13 protein-coding genes are annotated in these 16,015 nt (G+C 71.4%); 8 read left to right on the top strand and 5 right to left on the bottom strand.

Translation table 11 applies throughout. The features are described 5' to 3' along the window. Positions 1–80: 80 nt before the first annotated feature. The 3 genes from gyrB to LH62_RS13390 all read right to left on the bottom strand — a co-directional run bounded on the left by gyrB (position 81) and on the right by LH62_RS13390 (position 4,119). On the bottom strand, positions 81–2,528 hold the full coding sequence (gene gyrB / locus LH62_RS13400; protein ID WP_043361981.1) for a DNA topoisomerase (ATP-hydrolyzing) subunit B: 2,448 nt from the start codon (positions 2,526–2,528) through the stop codon (positions 81–83). Positions 2,529–2,592: 64 nt separating this feature from the next. Beyond that, positions 2,593–3,771, bottom strand: coding sequence for a DNA replication/repair protein RecF (gene recF, locus LH62_RS13395; RefSeq protein WP_043361978.1), 1,179 nt, complete (start codon positions 3,769–3,771; stop codon positions 2,593–2,595). 21 nt (positions 3,772–3,792) lie between these two features. Further along, entirely contained in the window at positions 3,793–4,119 is a 327-nt protein-coding gene (locus LH62_RS13390) for a TIGR02300 family protein (RefSeq protein ID WP_043361975.1), read from the bottom strand. 124 nt (positions 4,120–4,243) lie between these two features. On the opposite strand from LH62_RS13390, the gene aroA reads away from it, so the two are divergent. The 4 genes from aroA (at position 4,244) to LH62_RS13370 (ending at position 9,092) form a co-directional block, all read left to right on the top strand. Then, entirely contained in the window at positions 4,244–5,593 is a 1,350-nt protein-coding gene (gene aroA, locus LH62_RS13385; protein ID WP_043361972.1) for a 3-phosphoshikimate 1-carboxyvinyltransferase, read from the top strand. Further along, positions 5,590–6,249: a (d)CMP kinase gene (gene cmk, locus LH62_RS13380; protein WP_043361970.1), complete on the top strand. Its 660-nt coding sequence runs from the start codon at positions 5,590–5,592 to the stop codon at positions 6,247–6,249. Before aroA ends, cmk begins: the two co-directional genes overlap by 4 nt. Before the next feature lie 255 nt (positions 6,250–6,504). Then, positions 6,505–8,223: a 30S ribosomal protein S1 gene (gene rpsA / locus LH62_RS13375; RefSeq protein WP_043361968.1), complete on the top strand. Its 1,719-nt coding sequence runs from the start codon at positions 6,505–6,507 to the stop codon at positions 8,221–8,223. An 89-nt stretch (positions 8,224–8,312) separates the two neighbouring features. After that, a complete protein-coding gene (locus LH62_RS13370; RefSeq protein WP_043361967.1) occupies positions 8,313–9,092 on the top strand; it encodes an enoyl-CoA hydratase/isomerase family protein in 780 nt (259 codons plus the stop codon). Positions 9,093–9,094: 2 nt separating this feature from the next. Here LH62_RS13370 and LH62_RS13365 read toward each other — a convergent pair whose 3' ends face one another. Both LH62_RS13365 and LH62_RS13360 read right to left on the bottom strand, forming a co-directional pair. Beyond that, entirely contained in the window at positions 9,095–10,078 is a 984-nt protein-coding gene (locus LH62_RS13365) for a tripartite tricarboxylate transporter substrate binding protein (protein ID WP_043361965.1), read from the bottom strand. Between the two features lie 28 nt (positions 10,079–10,106). Beyond that, a complete protein-coding gene (locus LH62_RS13360) occupies positions 10,107–11,309 on the bottom strand; it encodes an MFS transporter (protein ID WP_043361962.1) in 1,203 nt (400 codons plus the stop codon). 239 nt (positions 11,310–11,548) lie between these two features. Between LH62_RS13360 and leuC the strand changes: the two genes are divergently transcribed. From leuC to LH62_RS13340, 4 genes are all read left to right on the top strand, one after another. Next, complete coding sequence (gene leuC / locus LH62_RS13355) at positions 11,549–12,964, top strand: 3-isopropylmalate dehydratase large subunit (RefSeq protein WP_043365781.1); 1,416 nt, start codon at positions 11,549–11,551, stop codon at positions 12,962–12,964. 1 nt (position 12,965) lies between these two features. Then, entirely contained in the window at positions 12,966–13,571 is a 606-nt protein-coding gene (leuD, locus tag LH62_RS13350; RefSeq protein WP_043365780.1) for a 3-isopropylmalate dehydratase small subunit, read from the top strand. Beyond that, positions 13,568–14,410 (top strand): class A beta-lactamase, encoded by an 843-nt coding sequence (bla, locus tag LH62_RS13345; protein ID WP_043361957.1) that lies wholly within the window; start codon positions 13,568–13,570, stop codon positions 14,408–14,410. Before leuD ends, bla begins: the two co-directional genes overlap by 4 nt. A 216-nt stretch (positions 14,411–14,626) precedes the next feature. Continuing rightward, positions 14,627–16,012: an aminotransferase gene (locus LH62_RS13340; RefSeq protein ID WP_043361953.1), complete on the top strand. Its 1,386-nt coding sequence runs from the start codon at positions 14,627–14,629 to the stop codon at positions 16,010–16,012. Positions 16,013–16,015: the final 3 nt, after the last annotated feature.

Genomic DNA, 16,015 nt, shown 5'->3' with positions numbered 1-16,015 from the left:
AGTACCGCAGGCCGCGCCCCAGCTTGAAGGGCCGCCCGGCCTGCCGGGTTTGGTCATGGCTGCCCCCCAGCCCTGAACCCCTACACGTCCAGGTTCGCCACCTTCAGAGCGTTGTCGACGATGAACTCGCGCCGCGGCTCGACAACATCGCCCATCAGTGTCGAGAAGGCCTTCTCCGCCTCCTCCACGCTGTCGACCTTCACCCGCAGCAGGGTGCGGACGGCGGGGTCCAGCGTCGTCTTCCAGAGCTGCTCGGGGTTCATCTCGCCGAGGCCCTTGAAGCGCTGGATTGTCAGCCCCTTGCGGCCCTGCTGAAGGATCCGCTCGAAGGCCATCACCGGACCCTGCACCGTGGCGCTCGTGCTGTCGAGCTGCAGCAGCGCCTCGCCGCCGAACTCGCGGATGAGCGTCTCGCGCCGCTCGTCCAGCCAGCGCGCCTCGGCGCTGCGGAGTGCGGCCGGGTTCAGCGCATGCCGCTCGGTCACGCCGCGGACGATGCGGGAGAGGATGAGGCCATCCGCATCCGCCGTCGCCTTCCAGCCGCGCTCGTTCGGGTTGGCCATCGCGTCCAGCCGTGCCGCCAGCACCTGCGCGGCGGCGAGCGCCCGCTCCGGCTCCAAGGTCAACGCGCCGGCGACGGCGGCCTGCTCGACGATCTCGGTCGGCACCTGCGACGCGAGGCGGCGGACGCGGCTCGCCACTTGGCGCAGCTGCTCCATCTCCGCCCGCAATTCCGGCCCGGCGAGTTCCCGGCCGTCGGCAAGGCGCAGCGTGGCGCCGGCCAGCGCCTTTTCCAGCAGGTAGTCCTCGAGCGCGCGGTCGTCCTTCAGGTAGCGCTCGTCATTGCCACGCTTCGCCCGGTAGAGCGGCGGCTGGGCGATGTAGAGGTGCCCGCGCTCCAGCAGCTCCGGCATCTGCCGGAAGAAGAAGGTGAGCAGCAGGGTGCGGATATGGCTGCCGTCCACGTCGGCGTCCGTCATGATGACGATGCGGTGGTAGCGCAGCTTGTTCGGGTCGAACCCGCCCTTGGCCGGCTCGCCCGGGCCGATGCCGGTGCCGAGCGCGGTGATGAGCGTGCCGATCTCAGCGGAGGACAGCATCTTGTCCATCCGCGCCCGCTCGACATTGAGGATCTTGCCCTTGAGCGGCAAGATCGCCTGGTAGGCGCGGTTGCGCCCCTGCTTGGCCGAACCGCCCGCGCTGTCGCCCTCGACGAGGAAGAGCTCGCACTTGCTCGGGTCGCGCTCCTGGCAATCGGCCAGCTTGCCCGGCAGGGTGCTGAATTCGAGCGCGTTCTTCCGCCCCACCTTGTCGCGCGCCAGCTGCGCCGCCTTCCGCGCCGCCGCCGAGAGCACGACCTGGTCGAGGACGGCCTTTGCCTCCTTCGGGTGCGTCTCGAACCAGTGGGAGAGCGCGTCGGCGACCGCCACCTGCACCACCGGCTGGACTTCGGAGGAAACCAGCTTGTCCTTGGTCTGCGAGCTGAACTTGGGGTCCGGCACCTTCACCGAGATGACCGCGGTGAGGCCTTCCCGCATGTCGTCGCCGATAAGCTCGACCTTCTCCTTCTTGGCCAGCTCCTCGGCATACTTCATCACGACGCGGGTCAGCGCCTGGCGGAAGCCCGCCTGGTGGGTGCCGCCGTCGCGCTGCGGGATGTTGTTGGTGAAGCAGAGCGCCAGCTCGCGCGGCGAGTTGTTCCACCACATCGCCAGCTCGACGCGGATGCCCTCGCTCTCCTTGCTGATGGCGGCGATCGGCGGGCGGAACAGCGGCTCCTTGCCCTGGTCGAGCCACTCGACGAAGGCGGTAAGGCCGCCGCGGAACTGGAAGAAGATCTCCTGCGCCGGGACGTGGCGGTCGTCCTTCAGGGCGATGGCCAGGCCGGAATTGAGGAAGGCGAGCTCCCGCAGCCGCCGCTCCAGCACGGCGAAGTCGTACTCCACCTTGGTAAAGGTGCCGCTGGACGGCTTGAAGGTGACCTCGGTGCCGGTGCGCTCGGCCGAGGCTCCGATGACGCGCAGCGGCTCGGTCGTGTCGCCATGCTCGAAGCGGATGAAGTGCTCGGTCCCGTTGCGCCAGATCCGCACCTCCATCCATTCGGACAGGGCGTTGACCACCGCGGCGCCGACGCCGTGCAAGCCGCCGGAGACCTTGTAGGAGTTCTGGTTGAACTTGCCGCCGGCATGGAGGCGGGTCAGCACCACCTCGGCGGCGGAGACCCCCTCCTCCTCATGCATGTCGACCGGGATGCCGCGGCCGTCGTCGCGCACGGTGACGCTGCCGTCGCCGTTCAGCGTAACCTCGACGCGGCTGGCGTAGCCCGCCTGGGCCTCGTCCACGGCGTTGTCGATGATCTCGAACGCCATGTGGTGCAGGCCCGAGCCGTCATCGGTATCGCCGATATACATGCCCGGCCGCTTGCGAACGGCCTCGAGGCCCTTCAGGACAGTGATGGATGCGCTGTTGTAATCGGCGCCCGACGATCCGGTCGGGGTGGATTCGGCGCGCACGGCGTCATCGTTCATGCCGGCGGCAAGCTCCTCGAATCATCGCTATGGGGACGGCACTCTATATAGGGACTCCCAGCGCTCAGGGCACGGGTAAATCGCTATCCGGAACGAGTGCGCCGGGTAGCGCCCGGAACCCCTCCGCCGTGCCGCGCAGCGGGGCGAAGATGCCGGCATCCGTCCCGGTAAGGAAGGACTGCGCCGGCAAGGCCGCCAGCGCCTCGAACAGCGCCTCCCGCCGCCTGGCATCCAGATGGGCCGCCACCTCGTCCAGCAGCAGCAGCGGGGCGAAGCCACGGGCGGCGGCGATCAGCCCGGCATGGGCCAGGACCACGGCGATCAGCAGGGCCTTCTGCTCGCCGGTGGAGCAGAGCGCCGCCGGCAGCCCCTTCGGCGCATGGGTGAAGAGCAGGTCGGCCCGATGCGGCCCCTCCAGCGTCGCCCCGGCCGCCGCGTCGCGGCCGCGGCTGGCGGCCCAGCCGGCCCGCAGCCCGTCCTCGACCGCGAGCGCCGGCGCCTCGTCCAGCGCGGTGGCCGCCATGCATTGCAGATCGAGCCGCGCCGCCGGGAAGGCGCCGGTGATGCCGCCCAGCAGCGCCGCGTTCAGCCGCCCGACCAGCCCCCGCCGGGCCGCCGCGGCAGCCACGCCGTGCCGTGCCATGGCATCCTCGAGCGCCGCAAGCCAGGCCGGGTCCACGCCCCTGCCCTCCCGCCGCTCCTGCGCCAGCAGCCGGTTGCGCTGGGCCATGGCGTTCTCATAGGCGGCGACCTCGCGGGCATGGTGCGGCTCCAGCGCCCAGACCAGCCGGTCGAGGAAGCGCCGTCGGTCGCCCGCCCCATCCTGGAACAGCCGGTCCATCTGTGGCGTCAGCCAGACGAGGGCGATCCGCTCGGCCAGTTCAGCCTGGCTCCGCACCGGGGCGCCGTCGAGGCGGAAGGTCCGCCGCTCGATCGGCCCGCCCTCCGGCGTGCCGGTGCCGATGTCGAAAGGGCCGTTGCCGAGGCTGTCGAAACGGCCTGCGACGGCCCAGGGCAGCGGCCCCTGCCCCGCCTGCCGGGCGCAATCGGCCATCCGCGCCCCGCGTAGCCCACGCCCGGGGCCGAGCAGGCTGATGGCTTCCAGCAGGTTGGTCTTGCCGACCCCGTTCTCGCCCGAGACGGCAACGATCGGAGACCCGAAGGACACGGTCAGCGCCGGATAGCTGCGGAAATCCCGCAGCATCAGCCGGGTCAGCAGCAGGGCGGGCGGCGGCGCCGTCATGGCGCGCCGCCCGCGCCGGGGTCAGCCTTCCTCGTCGCGATCGCCTTCGACCTCGATCTCCTCGCCGATCGCATCGGCCTCGTCGTCGAGCTCCTCGGCGTCCTCGACCGTCTCATCGGCCTCGACATCCTCCAGCTCGACATCATCCGCCTCGGCATCCGGCACGACGGCCCGCTTCTTCAGCTTGTCGTCCACCGGCAAGCTGCCGGCGGCGCGGCGCAGGCGCGGCTGCTCCGCCGGCTGCTCGGTGCCGCATTTCGGGCAGATGGCAGGGGCGCGAGTCAGGTCATAGAATTTCGTGCCGCAGGCGACGCAGACACGCTTAAGGCCCAGTTCGGGCTTGGCCATGGGGGAAAGCCTCGTATCGGAATGCCCCCGGCACGAAGAGGTGTAGGGCGGCTGCGTGCCGGCGGCTGAAAAAGGGTCACGCGCATTGCCACGTGGGGCCGGGGCATGTCAAACGCGCGGGGCCATGTCCCATGATGCCTTTCCTCGGCCGCTCCGCGCCCAGGCGCCCGCCGCGCCCCTCTCCGGCACCCATCGCGTACCGGGTGACAAGTCGATCAGCCATCGCGCACTGATGTTCGGCGCGCTCGCCATCGGCACCACAGTGATCGAGGGGCTGCTGGAGGGCGAGGACGTGCTGCGCACCGCCGCCGCCATGCGCGCCCTCGGCGCCACGGTGGAGCAGCAGGGCCCTGGCGCCTGGCGCGTCGCCGGCCGGGGCATCGGCGGCCTCACCGAGCCGGCCGACGTGCTCGACATGGGCAATAGCGGCACCGCCGCCCGGCTGCTTTGCGGCCTGCTCGCCGGCCACCCCATATTTGCGGTGATGACCGGCGACGCCTCGCTCCGACGCCGCCCCATGCTGCGGGTGACGGAACCGCTCGCCGCAACCGGCGCCAGCTTCCGGACCCGCGCGGGCGGCCGCCTGCCGCTCGCCGTCCAGGGTGCGGCGGACCCGCTGCCGCTCGACTACCGGCTGCCCGTCGCCTCGGCCCAGGTGAAGTCTGCCTGCCTGCTCGCCGGACTCTGCGCCCGGGGCACCACCCGCGTGGTAGAGCCGGAGCCGACCCGCGACCACACCGAGAACATGCTCCGCCATTTCGGCGCGACCGTCCGGGCGGAGGACACGCCCGAGGGACGGGTGATCGAGCTGGACGGCCAGCCGGAGCTGACCGCGGCGTCCATCCTCGTCCCTGGCGACCCCTCCTCCGCCGCCTTCCTGCTGGTGGCCGCCCTGCTCGTCCCCGGCTCGCGGGTGACGATCGCCAATGTCGGGCTCAACCCGCTGCGGACGGGCCTCTTCGCCACGATGCGCGAGATGGGGGCCGAGCTGCGGGTCGAAAATTCCCGGGTCGAGGGCGGCGAGCCGGTCGGCGACCTGGTCGCTACCCATGGCCCGCTCCGCGCCGTGGAGGTGCCGCCCGAGCGCGCGCCCTCGATGATCGACGAGTACCCCATCCTCGCCGTCGCCGCCGCCGCCGCCACGGGCACCACCCGGATGCGCGGCCTCGCCGAGCTGCGGGTGAAGGAGAGCGACCGCCTCGCCGCGACGGCCACCATGCTCGCCGCCAACGGCATCGCCGCCCGGATCGAGGGCGACGACCTGCTGGTCGAGGGCACAGGCGGCGCCATTCCCGGCGGCGGCACCGTCGCCACCCATATGGACCACCGCCTGGCGATGAGCGCCCTGGTCATGGGCCTCGCCGCCCGCGCGCCCGTCGCGGTGGACGATGCCGGCTTCATCGAGACCAGCTTCCCCGGCTTTGCCGCGCTGCTGAACCGCGCCGCCGGCACCGAGGCGATCCGCCCGGCATGAGCCTCGCCATCGTCATCGCCGTCGATGGTCCAGCCGCGGCGGGCAAGGGGACGCTCGCCCGCCGCCTCGCTGCCACGCTCTGCCTTCCCTATCTCGATACGGGCCTGCTCTACCGCGCGACCGGCCGCCGCGTGCTCGACCGCGAGGCCGACCCGCACGACGCCACCATCGCCGCCGCCGAGGCCGCCGCCCTCCGCCCGGAGGATCTCCACCGTGCCGACCTGCGCGGACCCGCCGCCGACATGGCCGCCAGCACCGTCGCCGCCATCCCCGCCGTGCGCGCCGCCCTGCTCGACTGGCAGCGCGAGTTCGGCCGCCGCCACGGCGCGGTGATGGACGGGCGCGACATCGGCACCGTCGTCTTCCCCGAGGCGCCGGTGAAGCTCTTCGTCACCGCGAGCCCGGAGGAGCGCGGCCGCCGCCGCTGGCTGGAGCTGCAAGCCCGCGGCGTCGCGGCCGATGCCGCCCAGGTCGAGGCCGAGATCCGCGCCCGCGATGCGCAGGATGCCGGGCGCCCGGTCGCCCCACTGAAACCCGCCGCCGATGCCCTGTTGCTCGACACCACGCGGATGGATGCCGAGGCCGCCTTCGCCGCCGCCCTGGCGATGGTGCGCTCCCGGCTGAATTTGCTTGACCCTGGGGCGACAAAAGCCTAGCGAAATCATGTCCGCGTACCCGTAAGGGCCGCGGCGCCCGCGGTTGAGGGTCCGACATCACAGCAATGTGAGGTGGCTTGCAGCCCAAGGGCCGGGACCGGGCGGGCCGTTACGCTGCCCAAGGCACAGGGTCGAACGCGCCTTTATCCGCCCGACAGGGACGGCACGGCGCCCGATCAAGCCGTGCCCGGCGGATCGCCGGGGGCGCAGGACCACCGCCCGCCGCTTGCGGGCAGTTCGGGACAGACAGACCGCATGGCATCCGCCACCACCCTCGCGCATGACGCGGGGATCGAAGACTTTGCCGCAATGCTCGACGAGACCCTGGGCGCCGATACCGGCTTCGCCGGCTCGGTCGTCTCCGGGCGCGTCATCCGCATCGATGACGACTTCGCCGTCGTCGATGTCGGGCTGAAGAGCGAGGGGCGCGTCCCCCTCAAGGAATTCGCCCCGCAGGGGCAGAAGCCGGAAGTGCAGGCCGGCGACGTGGTCGAGCTCTTCGTCGAGCGCTACGAGGACCGCGACGGCTCCATCGTGCTGTCGCGCGAGAAGGCGCGGCGCGAGGAAGCCTGGACCAACCTGGAGAAGGCCTACCAGGCCAACCAGCGCGTCAACGGCGTGATCTTCGGGCGCGTCAAGGGCGGCTTCACCGTCGATCTCGGCGGCGCCGTGGCCTTCCTCCCTGGCTCCCAGGTCGATATCCGCCCGGTGCGCGATGTCGGGCCGCTGATGGGCAGCCCGCAGCCCTTCCAGATCCTCAAGATGGACCGCGCCCGCGGCAACATCGTGGTGTCGCGTCGTGCGGTGCTCGAGGAGACCCGTGCGGAGCAGCGCAGCGAGCTGATCCAGGGCCTGAAGGAGGGCATGATCCTCGACGGCGTGGTCAAGAACATCACTGACTACGGTGCGTTCGTGGACCTCGGCGGCGTGGACGGCCTGCTACATGTCACCGACATCGCCTGGCGCCGCATCAACCACCCGTCCGAGGCGCTGACCATCGGCCAGCCGGTGAAGGTGCAGGTCATCCGCTTCAACAGCGAGACCCAGCGCATCAGCCTCGGCATGAAGCAGCTGATGGCCGATCCGTGGGATGGCGTCGCCATCAAGTACCCGGTGAACGCCAAGTTCAGCGGCCGCGTGACCAACATCACCGACTACGGCGCCTTCGTGGAGCTGGAGCCGGGCGTCGAGGGCCTCGTGCATGTGAGCGAGATGTCCTGGACGAAGAAGAACGTCCATCCGGGCAAGATCGTCGCCACCTCGCAGGAAGTGGACGTGATGATCCTCGACGTGGACGAGCCGAAGCGCCGCATCTCGCTCGGCCTGAAGCAGGCCCAGGGCAACCCGTGGGAGCTGTTCCTCGAGGCCCATCCGCCGGGCTCCGTGGTCGAGGGCGAGATCCGCAACATCACCGAGTTCGGCCTGTTCATCGGCATCGGCCCAGAGATCGACGGCATGGTCCACATGTCCGACCTCTCCTGGGAAGAGGCCGGCGAGGCGGCGATGGCCAACTTCGAGAAGGGCACGGTCATCAAGGCCAAGGTGCTCGATGTGGATGTCGAGAAGGAGCGCATCTCCCTCGGCGTGAAGCAGCTCGAGGCCGATCCGGCCGCCGAAGTGCTCGACAAGGTCCGCAAGGGCGACGTCGTCACCTGCATCGTCACGCAGGTGCAGGCCAACGGCATCGAGGTCCGGGTCGAGGACGTCCTCACCGGCTTCATCCGCCGCGCCGAGCTGGCGCGTGACCGTGGCGACCAGCGCCCCGACAAGTTCGCCGTGGGCGAGAAGGTCGATGCCAAGGTCACCGCCGTGGACCGCGCCGCCCGCCGCCTCGCCCTGACCATCAAGGGCAAGGAGATCGAGGAGGAGCGCGAGGCGATGAAGGAGTACGGCTCCACCGACAGCGGCGCCTCGCTCGGCGACATCCTGGGCGCGGCCATCCGCCGCCGCCGCGAGATGGCCGGCGAGGAGTAATCCTCGGGCCCTTCGGGCAAACCAGACGAGGCCGGCGGGGGCACCCCTGCCGGCTTTTTTTATGCGCGCGGCGGGTGCAGTCTCGCCCCATGTCGAACCCCCTCCTCGTCGAGCGCTCCGGCGCCGTCACCCGCCTCCGCTTCAACCGGCCGGAGCGGCTGAACGCCATCGATGCCGCCATGGCCGCGGCCTTCCGCGAAGCCGTCGATGCCCTGCCGCAGGACCCCGATCTCCGATGCGTCGTGCTTTGCGGCGCCGGGCGGGCCTTCATGGCGGGCGGCGACATCTCGGCCTTTCAGGGGCCGCAGGCATTGGCCGAGATCCGCCATATCCTGCAGCCGATGCACGAGGCGGTGGCCGGGCTCGCCGCCCTCCCCGTCCCGGTGCTTGCCAGCGTGCAGGGCGCGGCGGCGGGGGGCGGCTTCTCCCTCGCCCTCGGGGCCGATCTCATCATCGCGGCGGAGGATGCGCGCTTCGCCCTCGGCTACCTGAAGCTCGGCACCGTGCCGGATTGCGGCGGGAGCTGGGTGTTGCCGCGCCTGCTCGGCCTGCGCGGGGCGATGGGGCTGGCGATGCTCGGCGAGGAGCTGGACGGGCGGGCGGCGCTCGCCGCCGGGCTGGTGAACCGGGTCGTGCCAGCCGCCGAGCTGGAGGCGGCGACGGAGACGCTGGCGCAGCAGCTCGCCAGCGGGCCGACGGCCGCCTTCGGCCGGGCCAAGGCGCTGCTCCGCGGGGCGGCAGGCCGCGACCTGCCGACCCAGCTCGCCGCCGAGGAAGCAGCCTTCCTCGCCTCGGCCGGGACGGCGGATTTCGCCGAGGGCGTCGCTGCCTTCCTCGGCCGCCGCCGCCCGGACTTCACCGGGCGGTAGCCTTACTCGACGGTGACGTTGGCCGCGGTGATGACCTTGGCCCAGCGCTCCACCTCGCCGCGAAGAAAGGTCCCGGCTTCCTCCGGGCTGCTGCCGACCGCGTCGAAACCCAGGCCGCGCAGCCGCTCGGTCGCGGCCGGATCTTTGACGATCTTCGCCACCTCGGCCGAGACGCGCTCGACGATCTCGCGCGGCGTATTGGCCGGGGCGAGCAGCAGGCACCAGGTGCTGGAGACGAAATCCGGCAGGCCGCCCTCGCTCAGGGTCGGGATGTTTGGCGCCCAGGCCGGGCGCGTGGCGCTGGCGAAGCCGATCGGGCGGACGGCGCCGCTCTCGAACTGCGCCCGCAGCGAGGAATAGCTGTCGAACATCACGCCGATATTGCCGGAGAGCAGGTCCTGCAGCGCCGGCGCCGTGCCGCGATAGGGCACATGCACCATCTGGGTACCGGTGCGGACCTGCAGGTCCTCCATGGTCAGGTGGGCCGCGGCGCCGATGCCGCTCGAGCCGTAGTTCAACGCGCCCGGCCGCGCCTTGGCATAGGCCAGCATCCCGGGCAGGTCGGTGAAGGGCAGGCGGGGATTGGCGCCGAGCACCAGCGGCGCCAGCATCATCAGCGAGACCGGGGCGAAGCTCGCCACCGGGTCGAAGGGCAGCTTGCCCTTGTAGAGCGTGGCATTGGCGGCATGGGCGCCGATCACCACGGCGAAGCTGTAGCCATCGGGCGAGCTGGCGGCGACCGCGCCGGCGCCGACGATGCTGTTGGCGCCGGGCCGGTTCTCCACCACCACGGGCTGGCCGAGCGCCTTCGACAGCGGCTCCGCCACGAAGCGGGCGGCGACGTCGGTGGTGCCGCCCGGCGTGTAGGGGACGACGATGCGGACGGGCCGGTCCGGATAGCCGGCCGCCCGGGCGCCCCGCGCGGCCAGCAGGGCGGCGCCTGCCCCGAGCGCGGCGCGCCGGGTCATTGAAGCGAAGCCACTCATCTCCTGTATTCCTCCCGGTCGTCCTGGTTCACTCGACGGCGGCCGCCGGCCGCTTGAAGCGGCGCTCGCCGACGAAGGCCATCGCCATGGTCGCCAGGATGAAGCAGACCGAGGCGGCGAAGACCAGCAGCGGCCGGCCATGGTCCATCAGCGCGCCGTAGATCATCGGCCCCACCGCGCCGCCGATGTTGAAGCCCGTCGTCACGATGCCGAAGACCCGGCCGACCGCACCGGGCGGCGCCGCGGCGCGCACCAGCATGTCGCGCGAGGGCATGATCATGCCGGAGAAGAAGCCCGCCAGCCCCATCACGCCGATCAGCACCGCCGGCCCGAGCGGCACCAGCCCGACCAGGCCGATCAGTGCCCCGGTGAGGCCGAAGCCGAGGCTCGCCACGTCGCCATGGCGCGTGGTGCGGTCGGCGATGATGCCGCCGGCCAGCACGCCGAAGGCGCTCAGCAGCAGGAAGGCGCTGAGCGCGACATTGGCCGCGGCGAAGTCGACGCCGCGGCCGTTCACCAGCGCCACTACCGAGAAGTTCTGGATGCCGCCGAGCGAGAGGGCGAGCAGGGTGAAGAAGACCGTCAGCATGATGACGGCCGGCGTCAGCACCGATTCGGCCGGCGCCTTGGCCGATTTGGCTGCGGCGGCGCGGGGCGCGGGGGCCTCGTCGCGGGCGAAGGCGAGCGGCAGGGCGGCGAGGATGGCAAGCCCTCCGGCCGCGCCGAGTGCTGCCTCGAGCCCGGCGAGGCTGGAGAGGCCGAGCATCAGCGCCGGGGCCATCGCCCCGCCGAGATAGCCGGAGAAAGTGTGGATGGAGAAGGCGCGGCCGATCCGCTCCTCGCCGATGGAGCGGCCGAGGATCTCGTAATCCGCCGGGTGGTAGACCGCGTTCGCCAGGCCGAGCAGCGCCGCCGAGACCAGCAGCACCGGGTAGGTCGGCATCGCCGCCAGCAGGACGAGGGCAAAGGCGCCGAGGCCGAGCCCCGCCACCAGCACCCGGCGCGAGCCGTAGCGGTCCACCGCATAGCCGAGCGGTGCCTGGGTGACGCCGGAGACGATGTTGTAGAGCGTCAGCGCCAGCGCCAGCTCGACGAAGGAGACGCCGAGCTTGTCGCGCAGCAGGGGGAAGAGCGGCGGCAGGACGAGCTGGTGGATGTGGCTGACCATATGCGCGCCGGAGACGAGGGTCAGCGAGCGCAGTTCTGGCCGGGTCCAGCTGGCAGCCTGCATAGCGGGCATTCCCTCGTGTGCTTGGCCCTCGAGATGGGGCGGTGAGGCAGCATCGCCAGGATCAACGGCGAGGGAAAGGCATGGCTCCGCGCATCTGCCCCCACCGCAGCGCATTGCGCCGCGGTGGCTTGGCGCGGACAGCGGATTCACGCCTCCGGGCGATGCCGCGCTTCGGCGATCCGCTCTGGACCACACCCCTCCCCCGCCGCAGGATCGGCACAATGCAGGCGGAGGAAGCCATGTCCGAGGCGCCGAGGACGATGTTCGAGAAGATCTGGGAGCGCCATCGCGTCCTGGAGCGGGAGGACGGGCAGACGCTGCTCTATGTCGACCGGCACCTGGTGCATGAAGGGGGTGCTGCGGCCTTCGCGGCGCTCAGGCGGCGGGGGCTGGCGCCGCGGGCGCCGGAGCGGATCTTCACCGTGCCGGACCATTACGCCCCGACCGACAGCCGCCGGCTCGATGACATCCGCGACCCGCGCCACCGCGAGATGATCGAGCAGCTCGCCCGCAATTCCGAGGAGCATGGCATCCGGCATTTCGGCCTTGGCGGGCCGGAGCAGGGCATCGTGCATGTGATCGGGCCGGAGCTCGGCCTCTCCCAGCCGGGGATGCTGATCGTCTGCGGCGACAGCCATACCAGCACGCATGGGGCGCTCGGGGCGCTGGCCTTCGGCATCGGCAGCAGCGAGGTGGCGCATGTGCTGGCGACGCAGACGCTGTGGCAGCGCAAGCCCAAGACCATGCGCATCACGGTGGACGGGCGGCTCGGCGAGGGTGTTTCGGCGAAGGACGTGATCCTCGCCATCATCGCCCGCATCGGCGCGGCGGGGGCGACGGGGCATGTGATCGAGTATGCCGGCAGCGCCATCGCCGGCCTCTCGATGGAGGGGCGGCTGACGCTCTGCAACATGTCGATCGAGGCGGGTGGACGGGCCGGAATGGTGGCGCCGGACGAGCTGGCCTTCGACTATCTCGCCGGGCGGGCCTATGCGCCGGAGGATTGGGAGGCGGCGCTCGCGCGCTGGCGGGCGCTGCCGAGTGATTCGGGGGCGGTGTTCGATGCGGAGGTGACGCTCGACGGCGGCGCCATCGAGCCGATGGTCACCTGGGGCAACAGCCCGGAGGAGGCGCTGCCGATCGGGGGCACGGTGCCGGGACCGGAGGCCGCCGCCGATGCCGAGCGGCGCGAGACCCTTGCGCGGACGCTCGACTATATGGGCCTCGCGCCGGGGATGGCGCTGGAGGGGTTGGCAGTCGACCGCGTCTTCATCGGCTCCTGCACCAATTCGCGGATCGAGGATCTGCGCGCCGCTGCCGCCGTGGCGCGGGGGCGGCGCGTGGCGGAGAGCGTCGAGGCCTGGGTGGTCCCCGGCAGCGAGGCGGTGAAGCGCCAAGCCGAGGCGGAGGGGCTGCACGAGGTCTTCCGCGGCGCGGGCTTCGACTGGCGGGAGCCGGGGTGTTCGATGTGCGTCGGCATGAATGGCGACATCGCCCGGCCCGGCAGCCGCGTCGCCTCCACCAGCAACCGGAATTTCATGGGGCGGCAAGGGCCGGGGGCGCGGACGCACCTCGTCAGCCCGGCGATGGCGGCCGCCGCCGCCGTTTCGGGGCATTTCACCGATGTGCGGCGGCTGCTGGCGGGGGGCGGCTGAGATGGAGGCCTTCACCCGGCTCACCTCGGCGGCGGTGCCGCTGCCGCGGCCGAATATCGACACCGACCAGATCATCCCGGCGCGCTTCCTTTCCAGACCGAGGGAGGTCAACCACGGCGACTTCCTCTTCCACGATGCGCGACGGGTGCCAGGGACGGGGGAGCGGGACCCGGAATTTCCGCTGAACCGGGAGGTGTTCGGGGCGGCGCGGATCATCCTGGCGGGGCGGAATTTCGCCTGCGGGTCGTCGCGGGAGAGCGCGGTCTGGGCGCTGTTCGATGCGGGGTTCCGCTGCGCGATCGCGCCCAGCTTCGGCGACATCTTCCGCACCAACGGGATGAAGAACGGGCTGCTGCCGGTGGTGCTGCCTGCAGAGGCGGTGGCGGCGCTGATCGGGCAAATCGAGGCGGCGCCGGGGGCCGAGGTCACGGTCGATCTGCGAACGCTGGAGGTGACCTTCCCCGATGGTTCGGTGCACGGGTTCGAGGTCGATCCCTTCGCGCGGCATTGCCTGCTGGAGGGGCTGGACGAGATCGGGCTGACGCTGTCCCTGGAAGACGAGATCGCCGCCTTCGAGCGGCGCTATGGGCGGGAGAATGCGCGGTGAGGCGAAGGACGGTTCTGGCGGCGGGTGTGGTGCTGGCGATGCCGGCCGCCGCGGCCGAAGGGTTGGCGACGCTGGAGGCGCGGCAGGGCGGGCGGCTTGGCGTGGCCATCCTCGATACCGGCAGCGGGCGGATGCTGGCGCATCGGGGGGAGGAGCGGTTCGCGCTGTGCAGCACCTTCAAGCACCTCGCTGCGGCGCGGGTGCTGGCGCGGGTCGATGCGGGCGAGGAGCGGCTCGACCGGCACGTCGCCTATGGGCGGGAGGCGCTGGTGCCCTATTCGCCGACGACGGGGCCGGGGGCGGAGGCGGGCGGCCTCGGCATGGGGACGATCTGCGAGGCGGCGGTGGTGCTCAGCGACAACACGGCCGCCAACCTGATGCTCGACAGCTTCGGTGGGCCGGCGGGGCTGACCGCCTGGCTGCGCGGGCTCGGCGACGGGGTGACGCGGCTTGATCGGCGGGAGCCGGAGCTGAATGTGGTGCCGCCCGGGGATGAGCGGGATACGACGACGCCGCTCGCCATGGCCCGGACGATGCAACGGCTGCTGCTGGGCGAGGCGCTGTCGACGGACTCGCGGGAGCGGCTGGCGGGGTGGCTGGTCGGGTGCCGGACGGGCGATGCGCGGATCAGGGCCGGGATGCCGGTGGGATGGCGGGTCGGCGACAAGACCGGGACGGGGCCGGCGCCGCTGGTGCCGACCAACGACGTCGCCATCGCCTGGCCGCCAGGGCGGGCGCCGGTGATCGTCGCCGCCTATCTCGAAGGCGCGCGGGGGAGCGACGCGGAGCGGAGCGCGGTGCTGGCGGAAGTCGGGCGGATCGCGGCGCGACTGGGTTGAGATCCTGAAGCCCCGAAGGGTCAGACCCTTGGGCAGGCTCGGTTTCGCCCGTGGAATTTAGGGTTTCAAGGTTTTAGGCGGGTTGCCGAGCCAGCCTTCAGGCACGGCTTCGCCTTCGGTGAATATTCCTATAACGCGATGGGACCGGCGAGGCAAGGATCTTGCAGGGCGGGGGTGTGCGCCGCACGATGGCGCAAGCCCAGAGGAGCCCCGCCGATGCGTCCGAACAGCCTCCACGCCGCCGACCTGGCGCATCTCGTCCATCAGCAGACCGATCTCGGGGCGCATGAGGCGGAAGGGGCCATCCTCATCGCGCGGGGGGATGGGGTGCGCGTCACCGATACCGAGGGGCGGGAGTATATCGAGGCGATGGCAGGGCTGTGGTGCGCCTCGCTCGGCTTCTCCGAGCGGCGGCTGGCGGAGGCGGCCTACAAGCAGATGCTCGCCCTGCCCTACTACCACACCTTCTTCCAGAAGGGGCATGAGCCGAGCGTCCGGCTGGCCGAGAAGCTGGCGGCCATCGCGCCGGAGGGGCTCGGCCATGTGCTCTTCCAGTGCAGCGGGTCGGAGGCCAATGACGCGGCGATCAAGCTGATCTGGTACTACAACAACATCCGCGGCAAGCCGCAGAAGAAGAAGCTGATCGGGCGGGTGCGCGGCTATCACGGGAACACGGTGGCGACGGCCTCGCTCTCCGGCCAGCCGCATATGCAGGCGGATTTCGACCTGCCGCTGGGCGAGCGGTTCCTGCATCTCTCCAATCCCAACTACTACCGCTTCGGGCAGGAGGGGGAGAGCGAGGAGCAGTTCAGCGCGCGGATGGCCGCCGAGCTGGAAGCGCTGATCGAGCGGGAGGGCGCGGAGACCATCGCCGCGCTCTTCGCCGAGCCGGTGCAGGGTGGGGGTGGGGCGATCACCCCGCCGCGGGGGTATTTCGATCTCATCCAGCCGATCCTCACGCGCCACGACATCCTGCTCGTCGCCGATGAGGTGATCTGCGGCTTCGGGCGGACGGGCAATCTCTGGGGCTCCGAAACCTATGGGATGCGGCCGGACATGCTGGTCTCGGCCAAGCAGCTGACGGCGAGCTACCAGCCGCTCTCGGCGCTGCTGATCTCGGACCCGATCCATGCCGCGCTGATGGAAGGGAGCCGGAAGCACGGCAGCTTCGGCCATGGCTTCACCTATGGCGGGCACCCTGTGGCCTGCGCGGTCGCGCTCGAGACGCTGGCGATTTACGAGGAGCGGGACATCCTCGGCCATGTCCGCGCCGTCTCGCCCGCCTTCCTCGAGGGGCTGGGGGCGCTGCGGGACCATCCGCTGGTGGGCGACGTGCGGGGCGTCGGGCTGATCGCCGGCGTCGAGCTGGTGGCGGACAAGGCGACCAAGGCCCCCTTCCCCGCTGCGGCCAAGGCGGGGCTGCTGGTGCAGGAGCGGTGCCAGGCGGCGGGGCTGATCGTGCGGGCGATCGGGGACCGCATCGCCTTCACGCCGCCGCTCATTATCACCGCCAAGGAGATCGGGGAGATGTGCGCCCGGTTCCGGGCGGGGCTGGATGCGGCCTGGGCGGAGCTGGGCGGGAAGGCACTGGCGGCGGAGTAGTTG

This window comes from Belnapia sp. F-4-1 (genome assembly GCF_000802185.1).
GTDB lineage: Bacteria > Pseudomonadota > Alphaproteobacteria > Acetobacterales > Acetobacteraceae > Belnapia.
The sequence above is the reverse complement of the archived record's forward strand: the minus strand, read 5'-3'. Positions and strand labels throughout refer to the sequence as shown.